General features: G+C 55.4%; 13 protein-coding genes and 1 pseudogene. 3 read left to right on the top strand and 11 right to left on the bottom strand.

Annotated features, from left to right (window positions below):
* Positions 1 to 67 precede the first annotated feature (67 nt).
* Both ELQ88_RS01015 and ELQ88_RS01010 read left to right on the top strand, forming a co-directional pair.
* Positions 68 to 1,093, top strand: coding sequence for an AraC family transcriptional regulator (locus ELQ88_RS01015; RefSeq protein ID WP_138963030.1), 1,026 nt, complete (start codon positions 68 to 70; stop codon positions 1,091 to 1,093).
* Between the two features lie 134 nt (positions 1,094 to 1,227).
* The gene (locus tag ELQ88_RS01010) at positions 1,228 to 2,814 is read left to right on the top strand and encodes an aminotransferase class III-fold pyridoxal phosphate-dependent enzyme (protein WP_138963028.1); all 1,587 of its coding nucleotides are present in this window, start codon (positions 1,228 to 1,230) and stop codon (positions 2,812 to 2,814) included.
* Positions 2,815 to 3,210: 396 nt separating this feature from the next.
* On the opposite strand, the gene ELQ88_RS01005 is transcribed toward ELQ88_RS01010, so the two are convergent.
* The 5 genes from ELQ88_RS01005 to ELQ88_RS00985 form a co-directional block, all read right to left on the bottom strand.
* A complete protein-coding gene (locus tag ELQ88_RS01005) occupies positions 3,211 to 4,317 on the bottom strand; it encodes a DUF5938 domain-containing protein (protein WP_138963026.1) in 1,107 nt (368 codons plus the stop codon).
* A gap of 30 nt (positions 4,318 to 4,347) precedes the next feature.
* A complete protein-coding gene (locus ELQ88_RS01000; protein ID WP_138963024.1) occupies positions 4,348 to 5,964 on the bottom strand; it encodes an AMP-binding protein in 1,617 nt (538 codons plus the stop codon).
* An 11-nt stretch (positions 5,965 to 5,975) separates the two neighbouring features.
* The gene (locus ELQ88_RS00995) at positions 5,976 to 7,208 is read right to left on the bottom strand and encodes a thiolase family protein (protein WP_138963022.1); all 1,233 of its coding nucleotides are present in this window, start codon (positions 7,206 to 7,208) and stop codon (positions 5,976 to 5,978) included.
* Between the two features lie 2 nt (positions 7,209 to 7,210).
* On the bottom strand, positions 7,211 to 8,461 hold the full coding sequence (locus ELQ88_RS00990) for an acyl-CoA dehydrogenase (RefSeq protein ID WP_138963020.1): 1,251 nt from the start codon (positions 8,459 to 8,461) through the stop codon (positions 7,211 to 7,213).
* Between the two features lie 151 nt (positions 8,462 to 8,612).
* Positions 8,613 to 8,903, bottom strand: coding sequence for a hypothetical protein (locus ELQ88_RS00985; RefSeq protein ID WP_138963018.1), 291 nt, complete (start codon positions 8,901 to 8,903; stop codon positions 8,613 to 8,615).
* 188 nt (positions 8,904 to 9,091) lie between these two features.
* Between ELQ88_RS00985 and ELQ88_RS00980 the strand changes: the two are divergent.
* A pseudogene (locus ELQ88_RS00980) lies at positions 9,092 to 9,315 on the top strand (transposase); the annotation flags it as partial.
* 292 nt (positions 9,316 to 9,607) lie between these two features.
* Here ELQ88_RS00980 and ELQ88_RS00975 read toward each other — a convergent pair.
* The 6 genes from ELQ88_RS00975 to ELQ88_RS00950 all read right to left on the bottom strand — a co-directional run bounded on the left by ELQ88_RS00975 (position 9,608) and on the right by ELQ88_RS00950 (position 20,874).
* Positions 9,608 to 12,229: a LuxR C-terminal-related transcriptional regulator gene (locus ELQ88_RS00975; RefSeq protein WP_161599939.1), complete on the bottom strand. Its 2,622-nt coding sequence runs from the start codon at positions 12,227 to 12,229 to the stop codon at positions 9,608 to 9,610.
* A gap of 1,038 nt (positions 12,230 to 13,267) precedes the next feature.
* Entirely contained in the window at positions 13,268 to 14,467 is a 1,200-nt protein-coding gene (locus ELQ88_RS00970; protein WP_138963014.1) for a serine hydrolase, read from the bottom strand.
* A gap of 235 nt (positions 14,468 to 14,702) precedes the next feature.
* Positions 14,703 to 15,887: an MFS transporter gene (locus ELQ88_RS00965; RefSeq protein WP_161599938.1), complete on the bottom strand. Its 1,185-nt coding sequence runs from the start codon at positions 15,885 to 15,887 to the stop codon at positions 14,703 to 14,705.
* A gap of 64 nt (positions 15,888 to 15,951) precedes the next feature.
* Complete coding sequence (locus ELQ88_RS00960) at positions 15,952 to 18,333, bottom strand: efflux RND transporter permease subunit (protein WP_138963010.1); 2,382 nt, start codon at positions 18,331 to 18,333, stop codon at positions 15,952 to 15,954.
* A 36-nt stretch (positions 18,334 to 18,369) separates the two neighbouring features.
* Entirely contained in the window at positions 18,370 to 19,362 is a 993-nt protein-coding gene (locus ELQ88_RS00955) for a YCF48-related protein (protein WP_138963008.1), read from the bottom strand.
* Between the two features lie 153 nt (positions 19,363 to 19,515).
* Positions 19,516 to 20,874, bottom strand: coding sequence for a DUF1329 domain-containing protein (locus ELQ88_RS00950; protein ID WP_138963006.1), 1,359 nt, complete (start codon positions 20,872 to 20,874; stop codon positions 19,516 to 19,518).
* Position 20,875: the final 1 nt, after the last annotated feature.

Below are 20,875 nucleotides of genomic sequence, written 5' to 3'. Positions count from 1 at the left end.
CAAATATGCTTGGCAGCTGCTCCCCGCACACTCACAATTGGACATACATAATTACACATCGAATCAAATGAGCCCGATCAGCGATCCACGCACCAGCGTCAATGAAGTGGTTCTGCCCACCCAGGTGGTCGCGATTTTTGCCGACGTGATCAAGGAGAAGGGCTTTACTGACCTAGAAGTGCTGGCTGGTACGGGGCTTTTGCCTCAGGATCTGCGCCAACAGAACACCTTTATTCGCTACGATCAGGTGCTACGCATTGTCGAGAATGCGCTCGCACTTTACCCGGAGCCGGGACTCGGCCTGGTAGTAGGCCAGCGGGAGAAGGTTAGCACTTGGGGCTTGTTGGGGTTTGCCATCATGAGTTCGGCCACCCTCAAGAGCGCGCTGGAGGTCACTCACGACTACTACCAGTCGGGCCCCGCACTCTACGATATGGAGTTCCATTTCACCCCCGACCACTGCGTGATGCAGGCTTATACCCCGCACCCCATTGGTTCATTGCTGCCAACCGTGATCGAAGAGCTGTTTGCCTGTGTTTATGCGGTCTTCCCGGTACTGATCGGCAAACCATTCAAGGCCCGGAAGATTGAGGTTGCCTTCGACAAGCCGGCCTATAGCCTGCAATACGATCGGCTATTCCGCTGCCCGATCCACTTCAACAGTCCCAGCAACCGCATGATCTTCGATGCACAATATCTGGACTGCCCCCTGGTTACCGCCGACTCCATCAGCGCACAACTGAGCCGCACCCTCTGCGTGGAATCGTTGCAGCGCCAGGGGCAAGTCACCGACCTGTGCTACAGCATCCGTCGAATCCTAGGTCGTACCCCTGGCCGCTTTCCCAGCATGGACTTGGTAGCCGAGGAGCTGAAGATGAGCACCCGCTCCCTCCGGCGTTATCTCACCGAGCACAACACTAGCTTCCAGAACCTTGCGGACGACGTGCGTGCCCACCTGGCGATCGACTACCTGAGCAACTCCAACATTAGCCTGGATGAGGTCGCTGAACGGGTCGGTTTCTCCGAATACAGCAACTTTCGCAAAGCCTTCAAACACTGGACCGGCCACCCACCCAGCCACTACCGCAACTGACTTTGTCCGCATTTCACTCGGCCCTCGTCCGTACATAACCTTTCTGAGGCGACGACGTCCTCGTAGTTTGTAAGCATGGAAACCCATGACATAAGCGGGTTTCGTGCCACCAGAAAACCACGAGGTTCCGACCCATGACAGATTTCGACCGTATTTTCGAGACCCCCTCCCAGCAAACCGAAGCAGGTCATACACGTGGCAACCGCGTGTTCCGAAAGCACTCGACGATGGTTCCAAGCAAACCCTTCGACTATTCCAGCGCGCGCAAGTGGGCCCCCAATGCCGACTTCAATGACCTCGCCAGCTTCTACCCGTCAGAGGGCGAAAAACAGGGCGTCATCCCTCAAGCGCAGCTGCTGGAATTGTCAGCAAAATACATGGAGCTGTGGCAGGCCAAGATGCCCACTTCGAAGAAACTGCAGGATGCTGGCAGAAAGAATATGCTCTTCGGTGTCTTCGGATCCTACCAGAAAGACTGGGAAACACCGATCCTGCCCTTTGCCAAGAACTGCCTGGGCGGCAAGCTTTGGGATGTAGACGGCAACGAGTATATCGACCTTCAGTTTGGCGATACTCCCTCCATGTTTGGCCACGGACCAGAAAACCCTGCAGTAAGAGCTGCCGCAGAGTCGCTGATGAACGTCGGTATCGACCCGATGATGGGTACCGAGGAGCAGGCCGTTACCGCTAAGGAACTGGAGAAACACTTCCAGTTGCCGGTATGGATGCACGCCCTGACGGCCACCGACGCCAACCGCTATCTGCTCTCCATAGCCCGCTGCGTGACCGGCCGACCGAATATCGCCATCCCTAACTTCACCTACCACGGCACCATCGACGAAACCCAGAAGATGATGCCCGAGCCCGGAGTTATTTCCCGCTACCACGAGATGCCCCAATACTACGGTGAAGTAGACCAGGGGACCAAGATCTTCACCTGGAACGATCTAGAGTCCCTAGAGGAGTGCCTCAAGGATAAAAGCGTCGCTGTGGTGATGATGGAGCCGGTGATGAGCAACTTCGGCTGGGCCTGGCCCAAAGAGGGCTGGCACCAAGGGGTGCGCGAGCTGACACGAAAATACGGCACCCTACTCTGCTACGACGAGACCCACACCTTGGGCCATGCCTGGAACGGTTCGGTGGGTGCACAAGGCATCACAGGATTTGATATGTGGGCCTGCGGAAAGGCGATCTCCTCGGGCATCCCAGGAGCAGTGTTCGGCATGAACCGCGAAGTGGCCGACTATGTGGAGAAGTGGCAGCTTCAGGCCGGCTTTTTCGCCGGCGCAGGCCTGGGTTTTCTGGGCAATGCGCTGACCGGCAACACCATGTCCACTACCGCCCTAAGGGTCACCATGCAGGAGGTGATGACCCCAGAGGTGTTCGATCCGCTGCTGGCCAAGGCTGCATTCGTGCGTGATGGGATGGAAGCGGTATTTGTAAAATACAGTGCGCCTTTCAGGGCCGAGATGATGGGCAATCGTCTCTGTTTCCACTTCATCAGCGATAAGTGTCACGATCCGCTCACTGGCATCACCCAGATTGGCTTCGGCGGACTGTTCGAGTTCGCCCACGCTTATCTTTGGCACCACGGGCTGCTGATCATGCCCTTCTTCAATATGTTCCTGATCTGCCCGCAGCATACCCAGGAGGAATTGAACCGATTCCTTGAGGTTTTCGACGATATGATCGCGATTATCATGGGTAAGAAAGAGGGGTAAGTTGCAGAAAGCCAGCTGCAAGGTCCTCTTTAAAAAGAGACCTTGCTGACGCGCTGGTCGCGGATGAAGCTTAACGCCCAATTTGTCGCGTACCAACGACGTGGACTGCCCTCAAACCCGGAGTGTCGACATCAACATCTTCGAGACAATGGGTCTGACTGGTCATCGCCCGACAAGCTTCCAGCGCCTCTTGGCTACCCGCTACAGTTGAGAGTGTGCGGGGTTTTGTGTGAACGGGGTTTCGTTTACAGTCGAGGAATACGCCACTCGACTTAGCAGTTAATTTAAAACGTGGCTGGAAGCTTCTACGGAAGACTAACGGCAAAATCTTTCACTATGAATCTAACCCAACACAGGACTCTACCCTTCATCGGCACAGTCCTGTACTAAATCGCTTCAGGCAGGCTCCCAGCAGTGCATACCCTCTTCGGCACAGGCTGCAATCAGCTCACGATGGCCGACAGCGTGAACTGCAGAGGTGAAACCGACTCGCTTGTGCTGGTTTCGCAGCAGGCGGTCAGCTAGCTCCGCCGCCATCACGCCGGTCTGGAGGTAACCGCAGGTGTTGAAAAAGACAACGTGCTTCACTGTGGTATTCCCGCGAGCCCAACAACTGATGACCACCCGATTGATTTCCTCAATTTCCCGGGGGGGCTCGGTACTGCAGATCGATTCGCCCCAAGCGTTTGTCAGCTCCTCCTGCTCTTTGGCACTTAGGGTCGGCGCCAAGTCGGCAAACTCTTTCATCTTAGCGACCACTAGTTCCATCATTGGCCGATTAGTAAAGGCCGTCAGCACGGAGCAATTTTGTACCCGCTCATCGTCGGCATACCATACCGGTTCGCAGCCACCGCTCCAGGGCAACGCTAACAGGTGCTGGTGGAAACCAGGCACCGTGGCCTCGTAAGCGGTGGCCTGAGGCCAGGGTTGAAATTTGTTGAGTTCCAGCTTTAGCTGCGGCTGGCAGCACATCCGCAAGAACGACTTGGTGGAAGCCGGCGACGGGTTACCGTTCGGTGCATACACAATATCCAGCGAATCAATTCCGGACGTCTCCAACGCTACTTCAGCGGCCAGCAGGCCCGCATTCCACATCCAAGAGGTCGCTGGCGCCAACACCAGCTTTTTGTCAGCAAAGGTTTGACCGTACTCTGCTTTACAGTCAATGACCCAATCCTGCTCGCCCGTCGTATCTAGGTAATGGGCGCCGGCGCTCAGACAGGCTTGCACCACTTCGCGCCCCAGTTGAGCGAAGGGGCCGACGACATTGATCACCACCTTGACACCCAGGAACAGTTCGGTGAGGGCTTCGACGGTGTGCTCGAGCGCCGCATATTGAACCTCGACCCGATCAACGAAAGGCACCTTACCGAGCTCCGCCTTCAAGCGTGACTCGCTACGACCCGCCGCAATAAAGCTGATGCCACGCTTGGCAAGGTATTCGGCGATGAGCTTGCCGGTGTAACCGCTTGCTCCGTAGACAACTACTTGTGGTTTACTCATAACCTTTGCTCCTTTTATTATAAATTGTGACTAGCGAAAGTTTGCTTCTGCATAAATATTGGCAGCCTCAGGGTCAAATCCCTCTAGCAAAAAACGCTCTTGGGGTTTTTCCGATGAAGTTTTGGGTATCTCATCGACTACCTGCACAAAGCCGGGCACAAAGTTGGATTCCAGCTTGCCACGACAATCAACGAAGATGGCCGCCGGGTCGAAGCTAGAGACGTCTACTGGAACAACCGCTGCAACCACTTCCTTCTCGCCGGGTGCACCATTCTTCATCGGGGCACCGTAAACGAACACATCGAGAACGCTGTCATTCTCGGCGATTGCCTTCTCCACAAAGGCGGGGTTGACGAAGTCACCGTTGCGGCGGATACCTCCGCCCTCGCGGTAGTGGAAGTAGACGAAGCCCTCCTCGTCCATACGCCCAACGTCTCCCATTCGTAACCAGCCACCCCTGGTTTTCTTCGCAGAGGCCTCGGGATTTTTGTGGTAGTTAACCAGGGGGACAGAACCATCGGAGTTTCTGAAACAAATTTCACCAGTCTGCCCGCGCGGGCACTCTTTGTCCTCTTCGTCGCGGATAGTGCAGGTCATGCTGGACGGCGCCTTTCCGATACTACCGACCGGGCCTCTGCCCGGCGGATTCAGAGTCAGCCCACCTTCGGCAGCACCATAGAACTCGTAGATATCAACATTGAAACGCTTGGAAAAGTCCTCCCAGATAGCCTCAGGCATGCCGGCGCTGAAAACGTAGCGCACTGGATTGTCGGCATCGCTCGGTCGGACCGGATCGGCAAAAATCGCGGTAGTCATGCCACCCAGCAGGTTGAACGTGGTGCAGCCATATTTACGGGTGATATCCCAGAGTCGAGACTTGGTGAACTTACGACTGATCACCCCCCGTAGGCCCTGGGCCAAGATATTGCCAAGCGTAATCAGTTGGGCGTTGGCATGAGTCAATGACAGGCCGGTGTAGGGACGATCCTCGGGCTCCAGGCCCACCACAGGCCCTAAGGCGGCGATAGTGCCAAAACGGGCGTACGAACCAAGAATCGCCTTGGGGTCGCCGGTGGTCCCCGAGGTATACAGGTACTGCATTGGCGCGTTAGCGTCGGTCACGCAGACCGCCCTCCCGACAAAGGGCACCCTCAGTATCTCGACCATTTCACGGACCCGTCGATGATTGCGCGGCCGCTCATGGCAACTACCGCTATCGACCACCCAGATCCACTCCAGCAACGGCAGTTGGCACATCACCTCAGCCAACTGAGGTAAGGCGTAATCGGCCACCACCACCCCGCGACACTCGGCAAAGCTAAGCATATAAACCAGCTTGTCACCCCGGGTACGGGGGTCGATAGGCACGAAAACTGTGCCCTCGATAGAGGAACCCACCATAGCGTCCACAAACTCCGGGTGGTTCTGCATCAAGAGGCCAAAGGTGTCACCGTTTTTCATCCCCTCTTCGGCCAAGCCAGCAGCGACACGACAACCGTTTTGCCACAATTGCCGATAGGTGCGGATCTCTTCAGTCAGGTCACCGTTCTGTTCGACATTGACGAAAGTAAGCACATCCAAGTCAGGCGAATGTTCGACCTTGTCGAGAATAATGTCGGCAAGAATCAACAAGTCTTTTTCAGCCATTGCTGTTCACCTTATATCGAGAGAATAGTCATGGTCATGGCCGCGGCATCGGTACCGATGTAGCCTCCACCATTTTCAGCTAGGCCTATACGAGCATCGTCAACCTGCCGGGCACCAGCGCTCCCTCGGAGCTGCTCGGTTAGCTCGACGATCTGGGCAACACCAGTGGCACCAATCGGGTGACCTTTGCGCACCAGACCGCCGGAGGTGTTGACAGGAATGCGTCCGCCCAGCGCGGTTGCACCAGATTCCAGCAAGACCACGCCTTCTCCCTGGCCGCATAAGCCCAAGTACTCGTAGTACATCAGTTCCGCCGGAACCGCGGCATCGTGCAGTTCGATACAGCTCAAGTCCTGAGGGCCGATACCGGCCGCGTTATAGGCTTTCTGCGCAGCGTATGTAGCGACCGACTCATCACCGGGTTGATAGTCCCAGCCACTGCAGATCAGCGCCGACTCGACCCTCACCATCTGGCCAAGCCCCAGTTCCATGGCTTTCTTCTGGCTGACCAGCACAATGGCTGCTGCACCATCGCAGATCGGCGAGCACATCAGCAGGGTTAGCGGGTCAGCGATCAGAGGAGCATTGAGCACCTCCTCGACCGTTAACACCTTGCGGAATTGAGCATTAGGGTTGAGGCTGCCGTGTTTGGAGTTCTTTACCGACACCCTGGCAAAGTGCTCGGGAGTGGCTCCGCTGCGAGCCATATAATCCCGCGCCATGGTGGCGTAAATATCCATGAAAACGGAACGGCTGCTACCGGCCTCGCCCAGGTTCACCTTGGCGCCATTGCGCTTCGCGTTCTCCGCTAACTGGGCAAGCACGCCCGCTTCATCCTCTTTATCTATACAGCCGCCGAAAACGGAAAAAATCCGCTCCTTATCGCAGTGATAGAGCTTCTCCATTCCCACCACTAACACCACATCGTGCAAGCCAGCAGTGATCATGGAGCAGGCTTGCACGAAGGCTGAGGAGGAGGACGCACAGGCGTTCTCCATATTTACCACCGGGATCTTGCCTATACCCAGCTCACGCAACACCGACTGGCCAGGTATGCATACCTGGCCAGTAATAATGCCGGCGGCGGCGTTTCCAACATAGGCTGCATCGAGCTTGGATTTATCTATCCCGGCATCATTCAGAGCCGCGCAAATCGCCTCCCCTGCCAAGCTCTTTAGGCCGCGGTCCAGATGCTTGCCAAACCGAGTCATCCCGATTCCGGCGATATAGGCATTCTGCTTCATACTTATCCCTCTATTTCAGTCAGATAGCCGCCGGCTTTCATGCCCAGGGTTTCATTGCAGCCATCCTCTATCAGGGAGGCCCGGGCATCGCGCCACATTTTCTCCAGTGGGTACTCCTTGGTCAGACCGTTGCCACCGAAGACCTGAAGCGCCTCACTACATACGTCCAGTGCGGCCTGAGTCGCGGTTACCTTAGAGGCGATGGAGATCTGGATCGCTGGCACAGGCGCATTGAAGTTGTAGTGGAATGCACGGCGGTTGAGCGCGCGGGACGCCTCTACCTTGCGGAACATCTCGAAAATACGGAGCTTGGTATACTGGTGATTCTTCAACAGAGTGCCGCCAACCTTACGTTCGTTGGTGTACTGCACCGCCAATTCATAAGCGGCACGGGCCTGACCAGTAAAGATGGCGCCCATCACCATGTTGGCATCGGCCAGAATCGCATAGGTACCTGCCTCATAACCTTCCGGCCCAACCAGCAGGTGTGTTTTCGAGAGACGCACGTTCTCGAAGTAGACTTCGCCTTGGTTCAGTGCTCGTTGCCCTACCTTATCCAGCGACTTACCTCGACTAACACCCGGCTCATCCAAGGGCACTACCACAATGGCACCATTGCGGGCATCGACACCGCTTCCCGAATCGCAAGCAGCAAACAGCACCGCCACTTGGGCGATCACCCCATTGGACACCCAAGCAGATTTCTGGCCATTAATTACCAGTTCATCGCCATCGATAGTCACGGTACAGTTAGGGCGGTCATAATCGCTGCCGGGGTAGACGTTCTGACGGTTGTAATCGAGGGTGTCGGAGCCGTGATCCGGCTCAGTAATCGCCCAGCAACCCAGCTTACCTTCGCTTAATTCAATCATCGCCTGGTTCTGATAGTGATGGGCCATCAAAGAAACCAGAGAACCAGCCGCCAGGGAGACCGCCAGACCAGAGTCTCCGTAGCCTAGCTCTTCGTAAATAATTGGTATTAGACGCCCCTGCTCTTCCCGGGGCATCTCCGCTAAGACACTGGGGGTCAGCCCCAGCTCGGCGAACTGCCCCAGCATCAACCAGTACGGTGAGTCAGCGGCAATCGCCTCATCAGGCGACAGCTCATCCAGCTTGATACCGGTTGGGCGCATCACCTCAATGGCGAAGCGGCGCACGTTGTCCTGAATAGCCTGTTCTATTTCGGTTAGACCGATTTCACCTCCCGTGGGCGGCAAAATGACCTTAGGTGATTTATTCTTATATTTAGACATTATCGTTCCCCTGATACTGGGCGGTTAACTTATATAAGCCGTTTACAGCTCTAAGCTACGGCGTCTCCGGAGGCGTTAGTACCTTTCTAAAGGGAGGGGTTGCCAGAAACTGCCGCCTAACCTCCTCCCCGGTGTCAGGCTAGTTGTCGCCTCAGAGCCCTTGCCATTCACTCCAGATCAGGTCGTATCGAATCTCAGTAGTCGCGAAAGCCGCTCTGACTTGTTGCTCCACCAGCGCTTTATTGACAAAACGACTGTTACTTATTTTCAGCTTGACGCTGTCCTGTTCATTCAGTGCCAGATCAATATCCACCTCGACAAAGGGCGGCAGCAACTCGCTGAGGCACTGCTGTATTCGCGTTTTGAGCTCGCAAACATTGAGCTCAAGTTGGCCAGCAGATGCTGCGTTAGGGCTTTCAAGGCCCTGATCATGACGTGACATATACAGCGCCTTATTGGAGCTTTAGATATGCCATCATAAAGATTGGAATAGGTCCGGCAGAACCTAGATAAAGAGAGGGGGGGATGTTTCTAGAGCCCCCCAGCTCGCAAACCGGCCTGTCCGAATGACCGTGGAACGGGTGTCCGGATCAACGTGGACTGAGTGTCCGAATGGCGTGGAATCCGCACCACAAGCTCAAGAGCCAACCGGGGCGCACGCTCTATGCCCTGCGCAAACAGGCCGTGGGACCGGTGTTCGGCATCATCAAGTCAGTGATGGGTTTCGCCAGTTCCTGCTGCGCGGCAAGGCTAAAGTGAGCGGAGAATGGCGCCTGGTGTGCTTGGCGTTGGATTTGAAGCGCATGGCCGTGTTGCGCCACAAATCCGTTCAATTGCAGCTAAAAATGGGATAAATCTGCTCGACTTCAGGAAAAGCAGAGCAATAAGCGGCAAATAGCACGCAAATCGCCTACTTTGGTCATTACTGCCCTGTTCATGAGCTCAAGTTCGACAGGCTGCTAGGAGGCTGTCCGAGAACAGACTGACCTACTGCGGAAAATCCGGATTGGTCATTTTTCGCGCTCTTTATCGTTAAATAGAGCGACTATTCGCCTCAAAAGAGCGCAAAAACTGCCTCAAACCGGCCTTCCCTCGCTACGATCGCTATTCTCGGACAGCCTCCTAGTGGGAAATTCAAAGCGAACGTCAGGATTTCATCAGCCCCTGCGTCTTAGCTTCACTCACTGCCTGGGTGCGACTGGAGACTTCGAGCTTGCGGTAAATATTCTTGATATGCCACTTGACGGTTCCCAACGAGATACCCGCGACACGGGAGATCTCCTTATTGGACAGCCCCTTTTCGATGAGGGTCAGAATCTCCAGCTCCCGCTGACTGATACCGGCGCTCTCCCCATCGGCGCAGCTCACCTCCGTCGCGACGCCTGTTGGCATCTCAAGTTCCACAGTAAAGGCGCTAATCAACTCATCCAGGTAGTCATTGGCGATCCCGCTGTCACGATAGTCGAGCAGCAATAGCGCCATTGCCTCACCTTCATCAAGAAAACTTCGCCGAAAACCTATTACCGCTCCATGCTTCAAACACTCGGACAGGCAGTCATAAGCCTGCTGGCGCTCACCGATACTGTCGAGCGCGGTACAGCACAAGATACGCACCTCGTTACAAGCGTAACGGCTACCCAACTCAGACAGCTCCGCAACCAGTGACTTCAGCAGGCTGACAGTCTCCTTAGCACTGTGGAGGTCCCCCATTCTGGCACGCCAAATGGCAATTCGAGCCTGCGCAATTACAGCAAAGCTGGCAATACTCGAACGGGCCGAGGTCATCGTTAAGCGTTCCTCAGGGACTAGGTTTTGCAGGCGTTCCAATTGCTCTTCTGCAGCCCGAATATCCCCCTCTTTCAACAGCAAGCGTATTCGTTCGGCACTACTGGCCGCGAGCATCCGCTGCCAGCCACGCCGGGTTGCCAGCCGCTCGGCCTTTTGTAGCAGCGCCTTAGCCCGCCCCAGATCGCCCTGCCGCTCCTTTATCCGCGAAGCGATGAGATAGGCACGCATGGCTGCATCGACAAAACAGCCCTCATCAACGATATCCCAGCGATCGGCCAGCAAGAGGTCAGCTTCTAGGAGACGATTTTGCTCATAACAGACAGTGGTCAGGAAACAGGCACTCAGGGTGGCCGCTACGGAACGGCGCCCCTCCTTGGACTCTGCTAATTGAAGGGCGTCTTGGAACCACCGTAGCGCCTCATCGAGCCTGCCTTGTTTCAGGGCAATCAGGCCGAGCAGATCCTTACGATACACGGTGACAAACAGATTTGTATGGCCACTGTCATCGTCCAGTGCACGCAGCTGAACATCTTTGGCTTTTTCATATTCACCAGCATGCAAGTGAGCAAAGGTCAGTACATTACACAGCACCCCGATGGCGAACGGAAGATCGACGCCTCTCGGCCACCGCCCCAACAGCTCCGCCCCCAGTTCACGGGCCGCGAGAGTGTCGTCCGACAAGCCAAATATCAGCGCCCTTATCACCTGCACCGAAAAGTTGATACTCAACCGCTCCCGTTCTGGCGCCTGTTCTATATCTGCCTCAATCTGTTGAAGGATGCACTCGGCGTCATCGAACTTGAATAACAGTGCCATCGACCAAGCTTGCGCCACCAGCAATGGCAGTCGCCGCGTAATGGGTTTCTCTGGCAGACGGCCAACCCATTCCATCAGCTGTGCCATATTGCTGGACTCCACCATCGACATGGCGCAATGCTCCACCCAGGCCACTGCCTTCTCACTATCACCGGCAGCCAGGGCATGTCGAACCGCCTCAGCCCACAACTCCTGCTTCGCAAACCAGCGATAGGCCCGACGGTGTAGTTCAGCTACCTCTTCAGCGTGCTCCTGCAGCAGGCGATGCTTGAGATAATCGGCAAACAAATGATGAAAGCGGAACCACTGTCCCGCCTCGTCAAGGGGCTGAATGAAGAGTTTATGGGTAATAAGGAAATCGATAATTTCCTGGCAGTTTTCGATGGTGGATACTGCCTCACAGAGTGACGCATTAAAACGCTCAACCAGCGACGTACGCAACAAAAAGCGTAGTACTTCATCGGAGAGCGATGCCAGCACCACATCCCCCATATAAGCACTGATCGCCGTCATGCCACCGGAGATCGCCTCCTTGAATCCCGCACTCTGCTGCTTGATACCGGGCGAGATGGCCGCGATCTGCAAGCCGGCTACCCACCCCTCAGTCGCATCATGCAACCGCTGAATATCGGAACTGGAGAGTTTGTCTGACGATGTTTTGTCGAAAAACTGGCGACACTCCTCAATCCCAAAACGAAGATCGCGGTCGCTCAGTTCGAACAGCTGACCCGCGGCTCGTAAGCCGGCGACAGCCAGACCCGGCTCCGATCGACCGGCGAGTATCAGGTGAAAATTTTCTGGGGTATGGCTGAGGAAGTAATCCATTACCTGCTTGATCACTGGATCGGTGATGACATGGAAATCATCCAATATCAAATAGACCTGACGGTCGAGGGCGGCAAGCTCATTGATCAGAATTGACGCCACCACCTTAGGAGGCACCAGCGGACCTGATTGCAGCAGGGCACGGGCCCCCTCACCAACACCGGGCATGGCGGCCCCCAACGAAGACACCAGATAGGTCATAAAGCCGTGCGGGGAATTGTCCTCGCTGTCGAGGCTAAGCCAAGCAACGGCCCGCCCCTCGCTCAGCAACGCCTTGCGCCACTGAGCCAGCAAGGTGGTTTTACCAAACCCGGCCGATGCTTCGATCAAGGTCAGCACTACCTTTCCTTCCAAGGATAACCTTTTCAGCAGTAACGGCCGCTCAACCAGGCGTACGCCCAAGCGAAACGGGCCCAACTTGGTGGTAATCAGCGGTAGATTCCAAGCGCCCAGGCTCCCCTCTATATTTTGTGCATCCGTCTTTATCATTTTATTGTTATGCTCATGGCGCCCTTTACATTTTATATCAGTTAACACATACAGAACTTTTTTGCAAAAAACCAGCCCGCACCCGTCTCTCCTAGTCCGTGTCATGAAGCAAGGGGGGCGCGGTATAGAGCATGCTATAGCGCTCATCGTAGTTAGAACGCCGATAGCTAACGTGAGGCAAAATGGCTACCCAACCTTTAGAAAAATAACATCTTAATTGCACTGCCAAAGCCTCAACCTCCGGTAATGGCAGCTCAGCGAGCTATTATCATACATAGACATGCAATATAGCGCTCAGCTTACCGGTGATACGTTCAAATTCTAATTAGTTCGGATCAATGCAGTAGTATCCGTCTATGATGGAGCATAGCCTAGGGATGGTCTATATGGACGCCTCCCGGAGTTCAATAGGTGGACATGCATTTCTGGCTGACTTCATTCCTCGCCGATTTTGAAAGCGGCAAATCAATAAAAATCGATCAGATGACTCGCTCATTTCTAGGCGATTGCAGGAGTAGACACCTCGCGGCGGCCAGAACGGATGATATAAGCGGCTGAAATGATCGTTGTTTAATCGGCCGCCATCGCTGATGGCAAGGTGGCCTGAAAATAGCGGGCTACTTCAGGCCACCTTTAACACAACAATGCACTGAGACCCAGAAAATATTGCCTGCACCCTTAAACAGCAACTCGGAATCACCGATCGCCTCGGCCGCACCTGAAACCAGCGAGACATTTCCGAATGGAATCACAATCTGCGCTCTCCACGCTGCCATGCTCCCTCTCGGGACAATGCGTTAACGTGGCGAAGAACACCCATGAAGGATTCCGTTCGGATTCGGTTATGTCATTACAATCGGCATTGAGTGAAGTCCGGAGCCTCACTAATTAACGTGACTGACTCAAATATTCGCTGATCGTATCGGCGATATTGTAGAGCGCATTCCCCACATCCAAATCGCCATTGGACGGTATACTGGTAGTCGAAAACTGCACTACCACAACCTTGGTTTCCGTATTCGCGTACAGCATCTGTCCTCCCACCCCAAGATGACACAAAGCTATTCCGTTGGAGGTTATTTGATTGTGGTATTGATAACCCTTACCTAGATAGTAGCGAGTGCCCTTGCCTATATTCAGACAGTCATTGATCCAGCCTTCGGGCAACACCCGAACGCCATTGCTGGCAACACCCCGGTTGGCATAAAGCTGGCCATAGCGGGCCAGATCCTTCAGACGAATAATCAACCCGCCACTGCTTACAGCCATGCCTGTAGCATCGGTGGTGAAGCAGGCATCGGCCTCGGCGCCCAGATGCCGGTAGACTTTCTCCTGAAATAGTTCAGTGAAACGTTTGCCGGTCACTTGTTCGATAATGCATCCCAGCATATCAGTGTTGGGACAAAGGTAATGGGTCCCGCCGTCCAGCTGAAAATCAGGATCCTGTTCGAGGCGCCTGAGATAGGGCAGTATGCCTTCCGCCTGACCACCGCTATCCGGACGCCAGCCGCTGATCATTTCGTACTCGAAAATGTCAGCGCCTGGATCCGTGAAGTCCTCACTGAATTTTAACGCCACGTTCATATCTAACAGGTTCTGAACGGTCACCCCGGCATAGCCGCTGGCGACACCTGGGATGTAGTGATCCACAGATTTCGACGGATCAATCACGCCACTGACAATCAACTCGCCAATCACGGCACAGACGGTGGTTTTACTGACTGACTGGCAAAGATGGCGTTCATCCGCAGCCATGCGCCGGTAATTCTGATAAACGATATCCTTGTCCTTGAGCACCAAAAAACCATCGCAATGGCTCTCCTTCAGGTACTCCTCCAACAACATATCGCGGTTGCGGTAGTGAACCGTCACCGCAGACAGGTCGACCGGCTTTTCACCCAGTTCACGAATCTCACCTTCGCCACGGGAAATTTCTTGAGTATACGGCAGGACATCCACTGTATGACGGTAACTCCAATTGCGGTTAGCCGGCTCGCCCCAATTACAGAGATTGATTGTTGAACCATCCTGATTTAATTCGATATGTGGCGCATCTTCAATAACAGACAGAACTTTTTCTTCAGACATTTTTCACTCTCCAGGACAAAGCAGAATACTTTGAAAGATTTCACGAACGTCAAAACAGTGCATTTAACAAGTACAGGACCATCGACCAAGAGATATCTGATCTATGGCTGATTTTTCATTTACGCTGATAATCACTACTGAAAAATTATTGAGCAATAAGCCAACCGCAACTCAGAGCCCCCTGACCTTTTTAACATACCTGTTTAACAAACCATTCTAACTCGACCTAGTGCCTTTAACTTTTAACACGAGCAAAAGGAAGAATCACACCCATATACAACAGCAGGGCGATTCCTGCGATGATATTAACTGCGATATAACTGCCGATACCGATAAAGGCACCGGCCAGTGCCGGCCCTAGCGCCAGTCCGGTCCCCTGAAAGGCCGGAATCAAGGCCACAAAACGCATATCTCTATCGCGGCTGACCAGCACTCCAACCTGATAAGGAATTCCTATATTCCAGAACAAACCAAACAGGCCAAAAACGATAGCGTAATAGGTCAGCGACATCTCACCTTGGAATAGAGTCAGCAACACGATCTGCGCGGAACCGGCGATAAGAATTGGCCATGCCCGGCCGAAACGCAGATCCAGCCAACCTGGGATGAGCGCACCGGCGAAGGCAAATGCTGAGGACAACGCGAGTACCGCCCCTACATCTTCGACACTATGGCCTGCTGCAGAGCCAATCCGCTCAGCAAAAGCCCAGAGTGCGCTTTGCGCCAGAAAAAAGACTGCTATCGCAGCCAAAATCAGCAGCAATACAATGCGACCAACAGGCTGGACCACAGGCGATTCGAGTCCATCTTGCGCTTCACTGGCCGCACCATGGGGAATAAAACCAATCAGCACCGACCCCAAGGCTGCCAGAGCGGCAAACAGGTAGTAGAGGCTTCTAACCCCATGGGATGCAACCACACTAGCCATCAGGAGAAAGCCGATTGCCTGACAGCAAATCTGAAACGCAATAAAAAACGAGATATTACGGTCCGGGCGCGAGGTACGGGAGATAATCGACATGGTCAATACGACCACACTACCTGCCCCCAGTCCCGAAAGCAGGCGCAACCCGATCAAGCTCGCAAAGTCACTAAGACCAATGCAGATCAGGTTGCTGCAGATAACCACCACCACCCCGGCAAACATCGTCGGTCGCCAAGGAAATCGCCTTACCCAAAAAACTCCGGCAATACTAGCGATCGCCATCCCCAGAAGATCTGCGGCAGCCAGCAGACCCTGCTGCGTCTCAGTGAAACCCAACTCAGCCAGCCCTCCAATCAGAAGTGGCTGAATCAAAAATACCATTAATACGAAGGTGGCCAGTATGATCGCGGACCATACTGCCCTGGGCCCGAAGTGTTCCGTGGGGTTATCCCCGGCATCTATGTGCCCCAATGCTACTTCCGCCGCGCCACTCATTTTACTTGCTCTCCATAGACGGTTAGTTGGAAATCGTCGGGACGGGTACGGATCGAGGCGCCAATCAGGTCGGTTCATATGAACTCCTCGACTCCAGCGCATCCCACTTACTTGGCCGGAGCAAAAAGTGCGCAAGTGCCGGCAGCAGGGTTAATGCGCCGATCATGTTCCACAGGAACATAAAGGTGAGCAGCACCCCCATATCTGCCTGGAACTTGATTGGCGAGAAGATCCAGGTGGCAACACCAACCGCCAGGGTGACACCGGTAAAGGAGACCGCCTTGCCGGTGGTTTTCAGAGTCTCCAGGTAAGCCGCTCGCAAGGGATGGCCTAAGGCCAGGTACGAACGCAGTCGGTCAAAGATATAAATGCCGTAGTCCACGCCGATCCCCACCCCCAGGGCGATGACTGGCAGGGTGGCCACCTTGACGCCAATTCCCAGGAAGGTCATTAGTGCCTGGCAGAGCATAGAGGTCAGCGCCAAGGGCACCAGGATGCAGAGCACGGCCCGCCAGGAACGGAACATCAACAGGCACATCAGCGCCACCACCCCATAGATATAGCCGAGAATCTGGTACTGACCGCTGTCGATCACCTCATTGGTGGCCGCCTCGAAGGCAGCGTTTCCGGTTCCCAAACGGAAGTTCAACTCGGTATCGTCATGCTCGGCAGCAAAAGTGCGCACCACCTGCACCACACGCTGCAGGGTCTCCTGGCGGTGATCGTCCAGCTCCAACTGGACATCCTGATGGGTACAAGTCTCGGCGACGAAATTGGAGGTACCGAAGCCACCGACCCGCTCGATGCCGCGCATCAGTACCCGCTCATCCCGGGGAATGGAGTACAGCCGCAGGTTGCCCTCGTTGCCCAGGTAGCGATTGAGCTTGGCAGCCTGAGCCGCGGAGTCGACCGATTTAACTCCTGGGGTGTTGGTCAACAACCATCCCAGGCGGTCGACCATATCGATGGTCTTATAGCTACCGCATTGGCCGACGGGCACGCTCACGAATACCGTCATCAGGTCGGTGCTGGTGCTGAAGTTTTCCGTGATGTAGTTATTGTCGAGGTTGTAGCGGGAGTCCGCGCGCAACTCCGGAGCGCCCTTATCCAGGTCACCGATCTTCATGTCAATGCCGTAATAGAGGCCCCCGACCGCCAACACCAATGCCACTGCCACTGTCACTCGGGCCAACCTGGGCTCGGAAAAGTTGGCAAGGGTTTCCCACAGTGGGCTCTTGGCATTCATCTTGGACTGAGCATGGTCGATGCAGCGCTGACTAACGCCTGCATAAGACATCAGGATCGGCAGCAGCACCAAGTTGGTGAAGATCACCAGCGCCACGCCAATACTGGCCACCATGGCCAAGTCTTGAATACCGCCGATATCGATCACGAACAACATGGCAAAACCAATACCGTCACTGAGCAGCGCCAGCAGACCCGGTTTATACAGATGGTGAAAGGTGATCCGGGCCGCATCCAAGCGGCTCTCGCCCTTGGCGGTTTCGTGGGCGATGGAGTTGATCATCTGCACGCCATGGCTGACCGCGATGGCGAACACCAGAAAGGGCACCAGCACCGAGAAAACACCCAGGTCGAACCCCAGCAGACTGAGAACCCCTAGCTGCCAAATCACCGCCACCAGCGAACAACATAGAGGCACAAAGGTAGCCCGCAGACAACGGGAATAATTGAACAGCAGCACCGCGGTAATCAAGAACGCGATGGCGAAAAACACCGCGATCTGAGCAAACCCATCCACCAAGTCTGCGACCTTCTTGATATCACCGATCACATGGATCGAAATATCGTCATCTTGGTACTTGGCGCGAATCGCTTCGATCTTATCGGACAGTGCATTGACGTCGGTGGCTTCACCGGTGGCGGCGTTAGTCGGTAGAACTTGGAAGTCGATCATCGAGGCCAGGAAATCGTTAGCAACATAGCTGCCGACCAAGCCGGCACGCAGCACATTGGTACGGATGATTTCCATCGATTCGGGAGTGTCGGCAAATTGGTCGTTACGGATCACCGGACCACTGTCAAACCCCTCGGGGGTGATTGCATACCAGAGCATCCCCGGGGCCCAAAGCGAGTTCAGGCTGCCGGTATCCACCCCCTCAAGCAGCGAGAGCTCATCGCTGATCTTCTGTAACCGCAGCAGGTATTGGTGATCAAAGATGCTGCCAGCTTTTCGGGCGACGGCGACCCGCAGGGTGCTGCTGCCCCCGGCACTCACATCACCCAGTACTTCCCTGGCGCTAACTACAAACTCGTGACTGCCGGGTATCAGCCGCTCCAGACGGGTATCCGGGGTCACGAAGGTGGCCCGGTAGGCCAGAAACAGCGTGGCCAGCAGGCTGAGAGCCAAAATCGGAACGCGTAGCCGGAATATCCAATTCTCCAACGCCGAAAACCGCAATTGTTGTTTTTCTATCATAGTCATGGTTTCACACCTATCAATCGGAGGGCGTCGGTTGGCTTAATCGAGCTCGAGGCGATGCACACCACCGAACCCCACCATCAGCGCTTCATGACGATCTAGCTGGACCACGCTGCTCAGCGCCAGACCGCTATCGGTATGCAGCGTCTTGGCTTTTTGCAGGTTGGCATCGAGTTGGATCACTACACCGTCGGCCCCTACCACTAGGACTCCGCCATCGCTGAGCCAAGTTGCCGAGGCCAGGCCCGCCTCGGTGTGGGTTTCGATTGAGTTCCAGGTGTCACCACCATCAAGGGTGGTATAGAGAATGCCGCCAACGCCCACCAGCACCAGCTGATCGAGGCCATTGCTGCCGCGACGGGCGATGATGCCGTGGAAAGAGCCGTCGTGATCGGTCTGCAGGGGCTCGAAGCTCTCGCCGCCATCGGTGGAGCGAAACAGCAGCCCCATCTCGGAAGTTATATAGAGGGTTTCGCTGTTTGCACCGGTACTCGCCATGGCAATCAGGTGCCACTCATCGGGGTTCTCGATGTGCGCCTGCCAGCTGTCCCAAGTAGCGCCGCCGTCTGCTGTGTGGAACATCTTGTTGAAGACGCCGATGGCAAAACCTTCCTTTGCATTCTTGAAGAAGATGTCCAGCAGTGGGCCTTTCCGCTCGGCGTTACGCCCCTCATGCTGTTGTTGCCAGGTGTTGCCGCCATCGGTGGTTTTTAGGATCAGCTCGTCCTCACCCACCACCCAGCCAGTATTTTTGTCAACGAAACTCACCGCGTTGAGTTGCAGTCGGGTGGGCACTTGGGACTGGGTCCAGTTACGACCGTCATCCTGGGAGAGCAGGACATGGCCGCGTTCACCGATGGCTACCAGCTGCTCGCCGGTATCGGCGATATCGAGTAGCAGCGAATAGCGTACCGACTCCATCCTCAACGATGGCAGGTCGATTGCGTCGCGATACTCCGCCTGCAGGGAGGCGCTCGCACCAGCGGTCAGCGCCATCGCCACCAGCGCTTGAATCAATTTCAATCTACTCATAACGCACTCCAGGACACTACTACTCCGAGCTCCTGCCTCTGCTTCAGGGCGATCAAAGGCAACTCAAGGAAAACTGAAATCGGTGTGGTTCATTGATGAGGATCCCCGATGAGGAGATCGGAGATCCTCGGTCAAACTTCAGACGTAGAGGCCTTACTTGCCCCGCCGCAGGACCGCCGCCGGCGTGTAAAACGAGGCCTTAGGCGGTTCGCCGTCAAAAGTCTGAGCCACCTGCTGCCCCTGGACGCCGAAGACGGTGTAGTAGGCCCCCACTTTGAGGTCGTAGTGGACATAGAAGCCACCGGCGGTCACTGGCACCTCGGGAGCGGTCACCGGATAATTGACGCCCACCCGCCAGAGGCTGCCGTTGGCGTCGTACTTGTCGGTGGTCAGGATGGTCCAGCTATCCTCATCCACGTAGAAGACCCGCTTGGCGTAGACATGGCGAGCTTCGGGCTTGACTGTCGCTTCCACCACCCAGACGCGGTGCAGTTCGTAGCGGGTCAGCTCGGCGTTGATCACCGGATGTCCATATACGTCCTTGACTGAGTGAGTGGTCTTGTTGAGTTCGTTGTTGTTATAGGGCACATACATTTCTCGCTTGCCCACCAGCTTCAGGTCGTAACGCTCGGGGGAGCCGGCGAACATGTCGTAGTCGTCAATGACGTTGACTGGCCGGTCCGGGGTGTCGAAGGCCAAGTTGGGCGCACGGCGCACGCGGCGCTCGCCAGGGTCGTAGGTCCAGGCCTTGCGGGGAATGTTCTTGGCATCGATATTCTCCAGCGCCAGAACGCCCTCACCCGCATCCCTGGAAGGGGAGAGCGTGGTGGAGGCGTACTTGAATATCACCCCACCCTGTTTGTCCTCCGCGGAGACATTCGGGTCGTAGTAGGAGAAATACACCTTACTGTCGAAGACCCACTCCAGCCGCTGACCGTCGTTATAGATAGTGTTCTCGATGGCACGGGGTATGTCCCTAAATGTTCCGAGAAAACGCGTATTGTGGTTCCAGATCACCTCGTTTCCGTTCTTCGGAATCGGGAAGGGAATCGCGCCCCAGACACCGCTGATACCGTTGCCACCTTCGATCAATTGGGCGCTGGCGGCATATTGTTTGATGTTGTCGTAGACATGCTGGGGCCAGGCCGCGGTGCGGTGACTTGGGTAGACCGGCATCTTGAATTCGGGGTACTGCTTGAGTAGCGCACGCATGCCTTCGGTCAGCTTATCGGCATGTTCGGCCATATTGGCTGCAGTAATCACCAACAGCGGCTTTTCCCCAGCGAAGAAATCGGGGCGATCCTGGCCGCGCGACCAGCCGGCCGGAGCCTCGGTCAACCCACCGGTCCACTCGGGAATGGAGCCGTCGACGTTGCCGGCCTTTTCGGCGCCTACCGGGGTCAGCTCGGCACCGAGACGCGCGGCCTCGGAGGCGGAGATCGCGGCCAACGCCGAAACGCTACCCATGGAGATCAGGGTCACGGCCGCGCACAGAAGAGTTCGCTTAATCATG

The organism is Pseudomonas sp. MPC6 (assembly GCF_006094435.1).
In the GTDB taxonomy this organism is placed as follows: domain Bacteria; phylum Pseudomonadota; class Gammaproteobacteria; order Pseudomonadales; family Pseudomonadaceae; genus Aquipseudomonas.
This window is presented reverse-complemented; position numbering and strand designations above follow the sequence as displayed.

What these genes read in the sequence shown, in the direction of transcription:
- ELQ88_RS01010 (WP_138963028.1), top strand. Translation starts at nt 1,228, where the DNA reads ATGACAGATTTCGACCGTATTTTCGAGACCCCCTCCCAGCAAACCGAA.
- ELQ88_RS00985 (WP_138963018.1), bottom strand. Translation starts at nt 8,903, where the DNA reads ATGTCACGTCATGATCAGGGCCTTGAAAGCCCTAACGCAGCATCTGCT.
- ELQ88_RS00990 (WP_138963020.1), bottom strand. Translation starts at nt 8,461, where the DNA reads ATGTCTAAATATAAGAATAAATCACCTAAGGTCATTTTGCCGCCCACG.
- ELQ88_RS00960 (WP_138963010.1), bottom strand. Translation starts at nt 18,333, where the DNA reads ATGACTATGATAGAAAAACAACAATTGCGGTTTTCGGCGTTGGAGAAT.
- ELQ88_RS01005 (WP_138963026.1), bottom strand. Translation starts at nt 4,317, where the DNA reads ATGAGTAAACCACAAGTAGTTGTCTACGGAGCAAGCGGTTACACCGGC.
- ELQ88_RS00965 (WP_161599938.1), bottom strand. Translation starts at nt 15,887, where the DNA reads ATGAGTGGCGCGGCGGAAGTAGCATTGGGGCACATAGATGCCGGGGAT.
- ELQ88_RS01000 (WP_138963024.1), bottom strand. Translation starts at nt 5,964, where the DNA reads ATGGCTGAAAAAGACTTGTTGATTCTTGCCGACATTATTCTCGACAAG.
- ELQ88_RS00970 (WP_138963014.1), bottom strand. Translation starts at nt 14,467, where the DNA reads ATGTCTGAAGAAAAAGTTCTGTCTGTTATTGAAGATGCGCCACATATC.
- ELQ88_RS01015 (WP_138963030.1), top strand. Translation starts at nt 68, where the DNA reads ATGAGCCCGATCAGCGATCCACGCACCAGCGTCAATGAAGTGGTTCTG.
- ELQ88_RS00995 (WP_138963022.1), bottom strand. Translation starts at nt 7,208, where the DNA reads ATGAAGCAGAATGCCTATATCGCCGGAATCGGGATGACTCGGTTTGGC.
- ELQ88_RS00950 (WP_138963006.1), bottom strand. Translation starts at nt 20,874, where the DNA reads ATGATTAAGCGAACTCTTCTGTGCGCGGCCGTGACCCTGATCTCCATG.
- ELQ88_RS00955 (WP_138963008.1), bottom strand. Translation starts at nt 19,362, where the DNA reads ATGAGTAGATTGAAATTGATTCAAGCGCTGGTGGCGATGGCGCTGACC.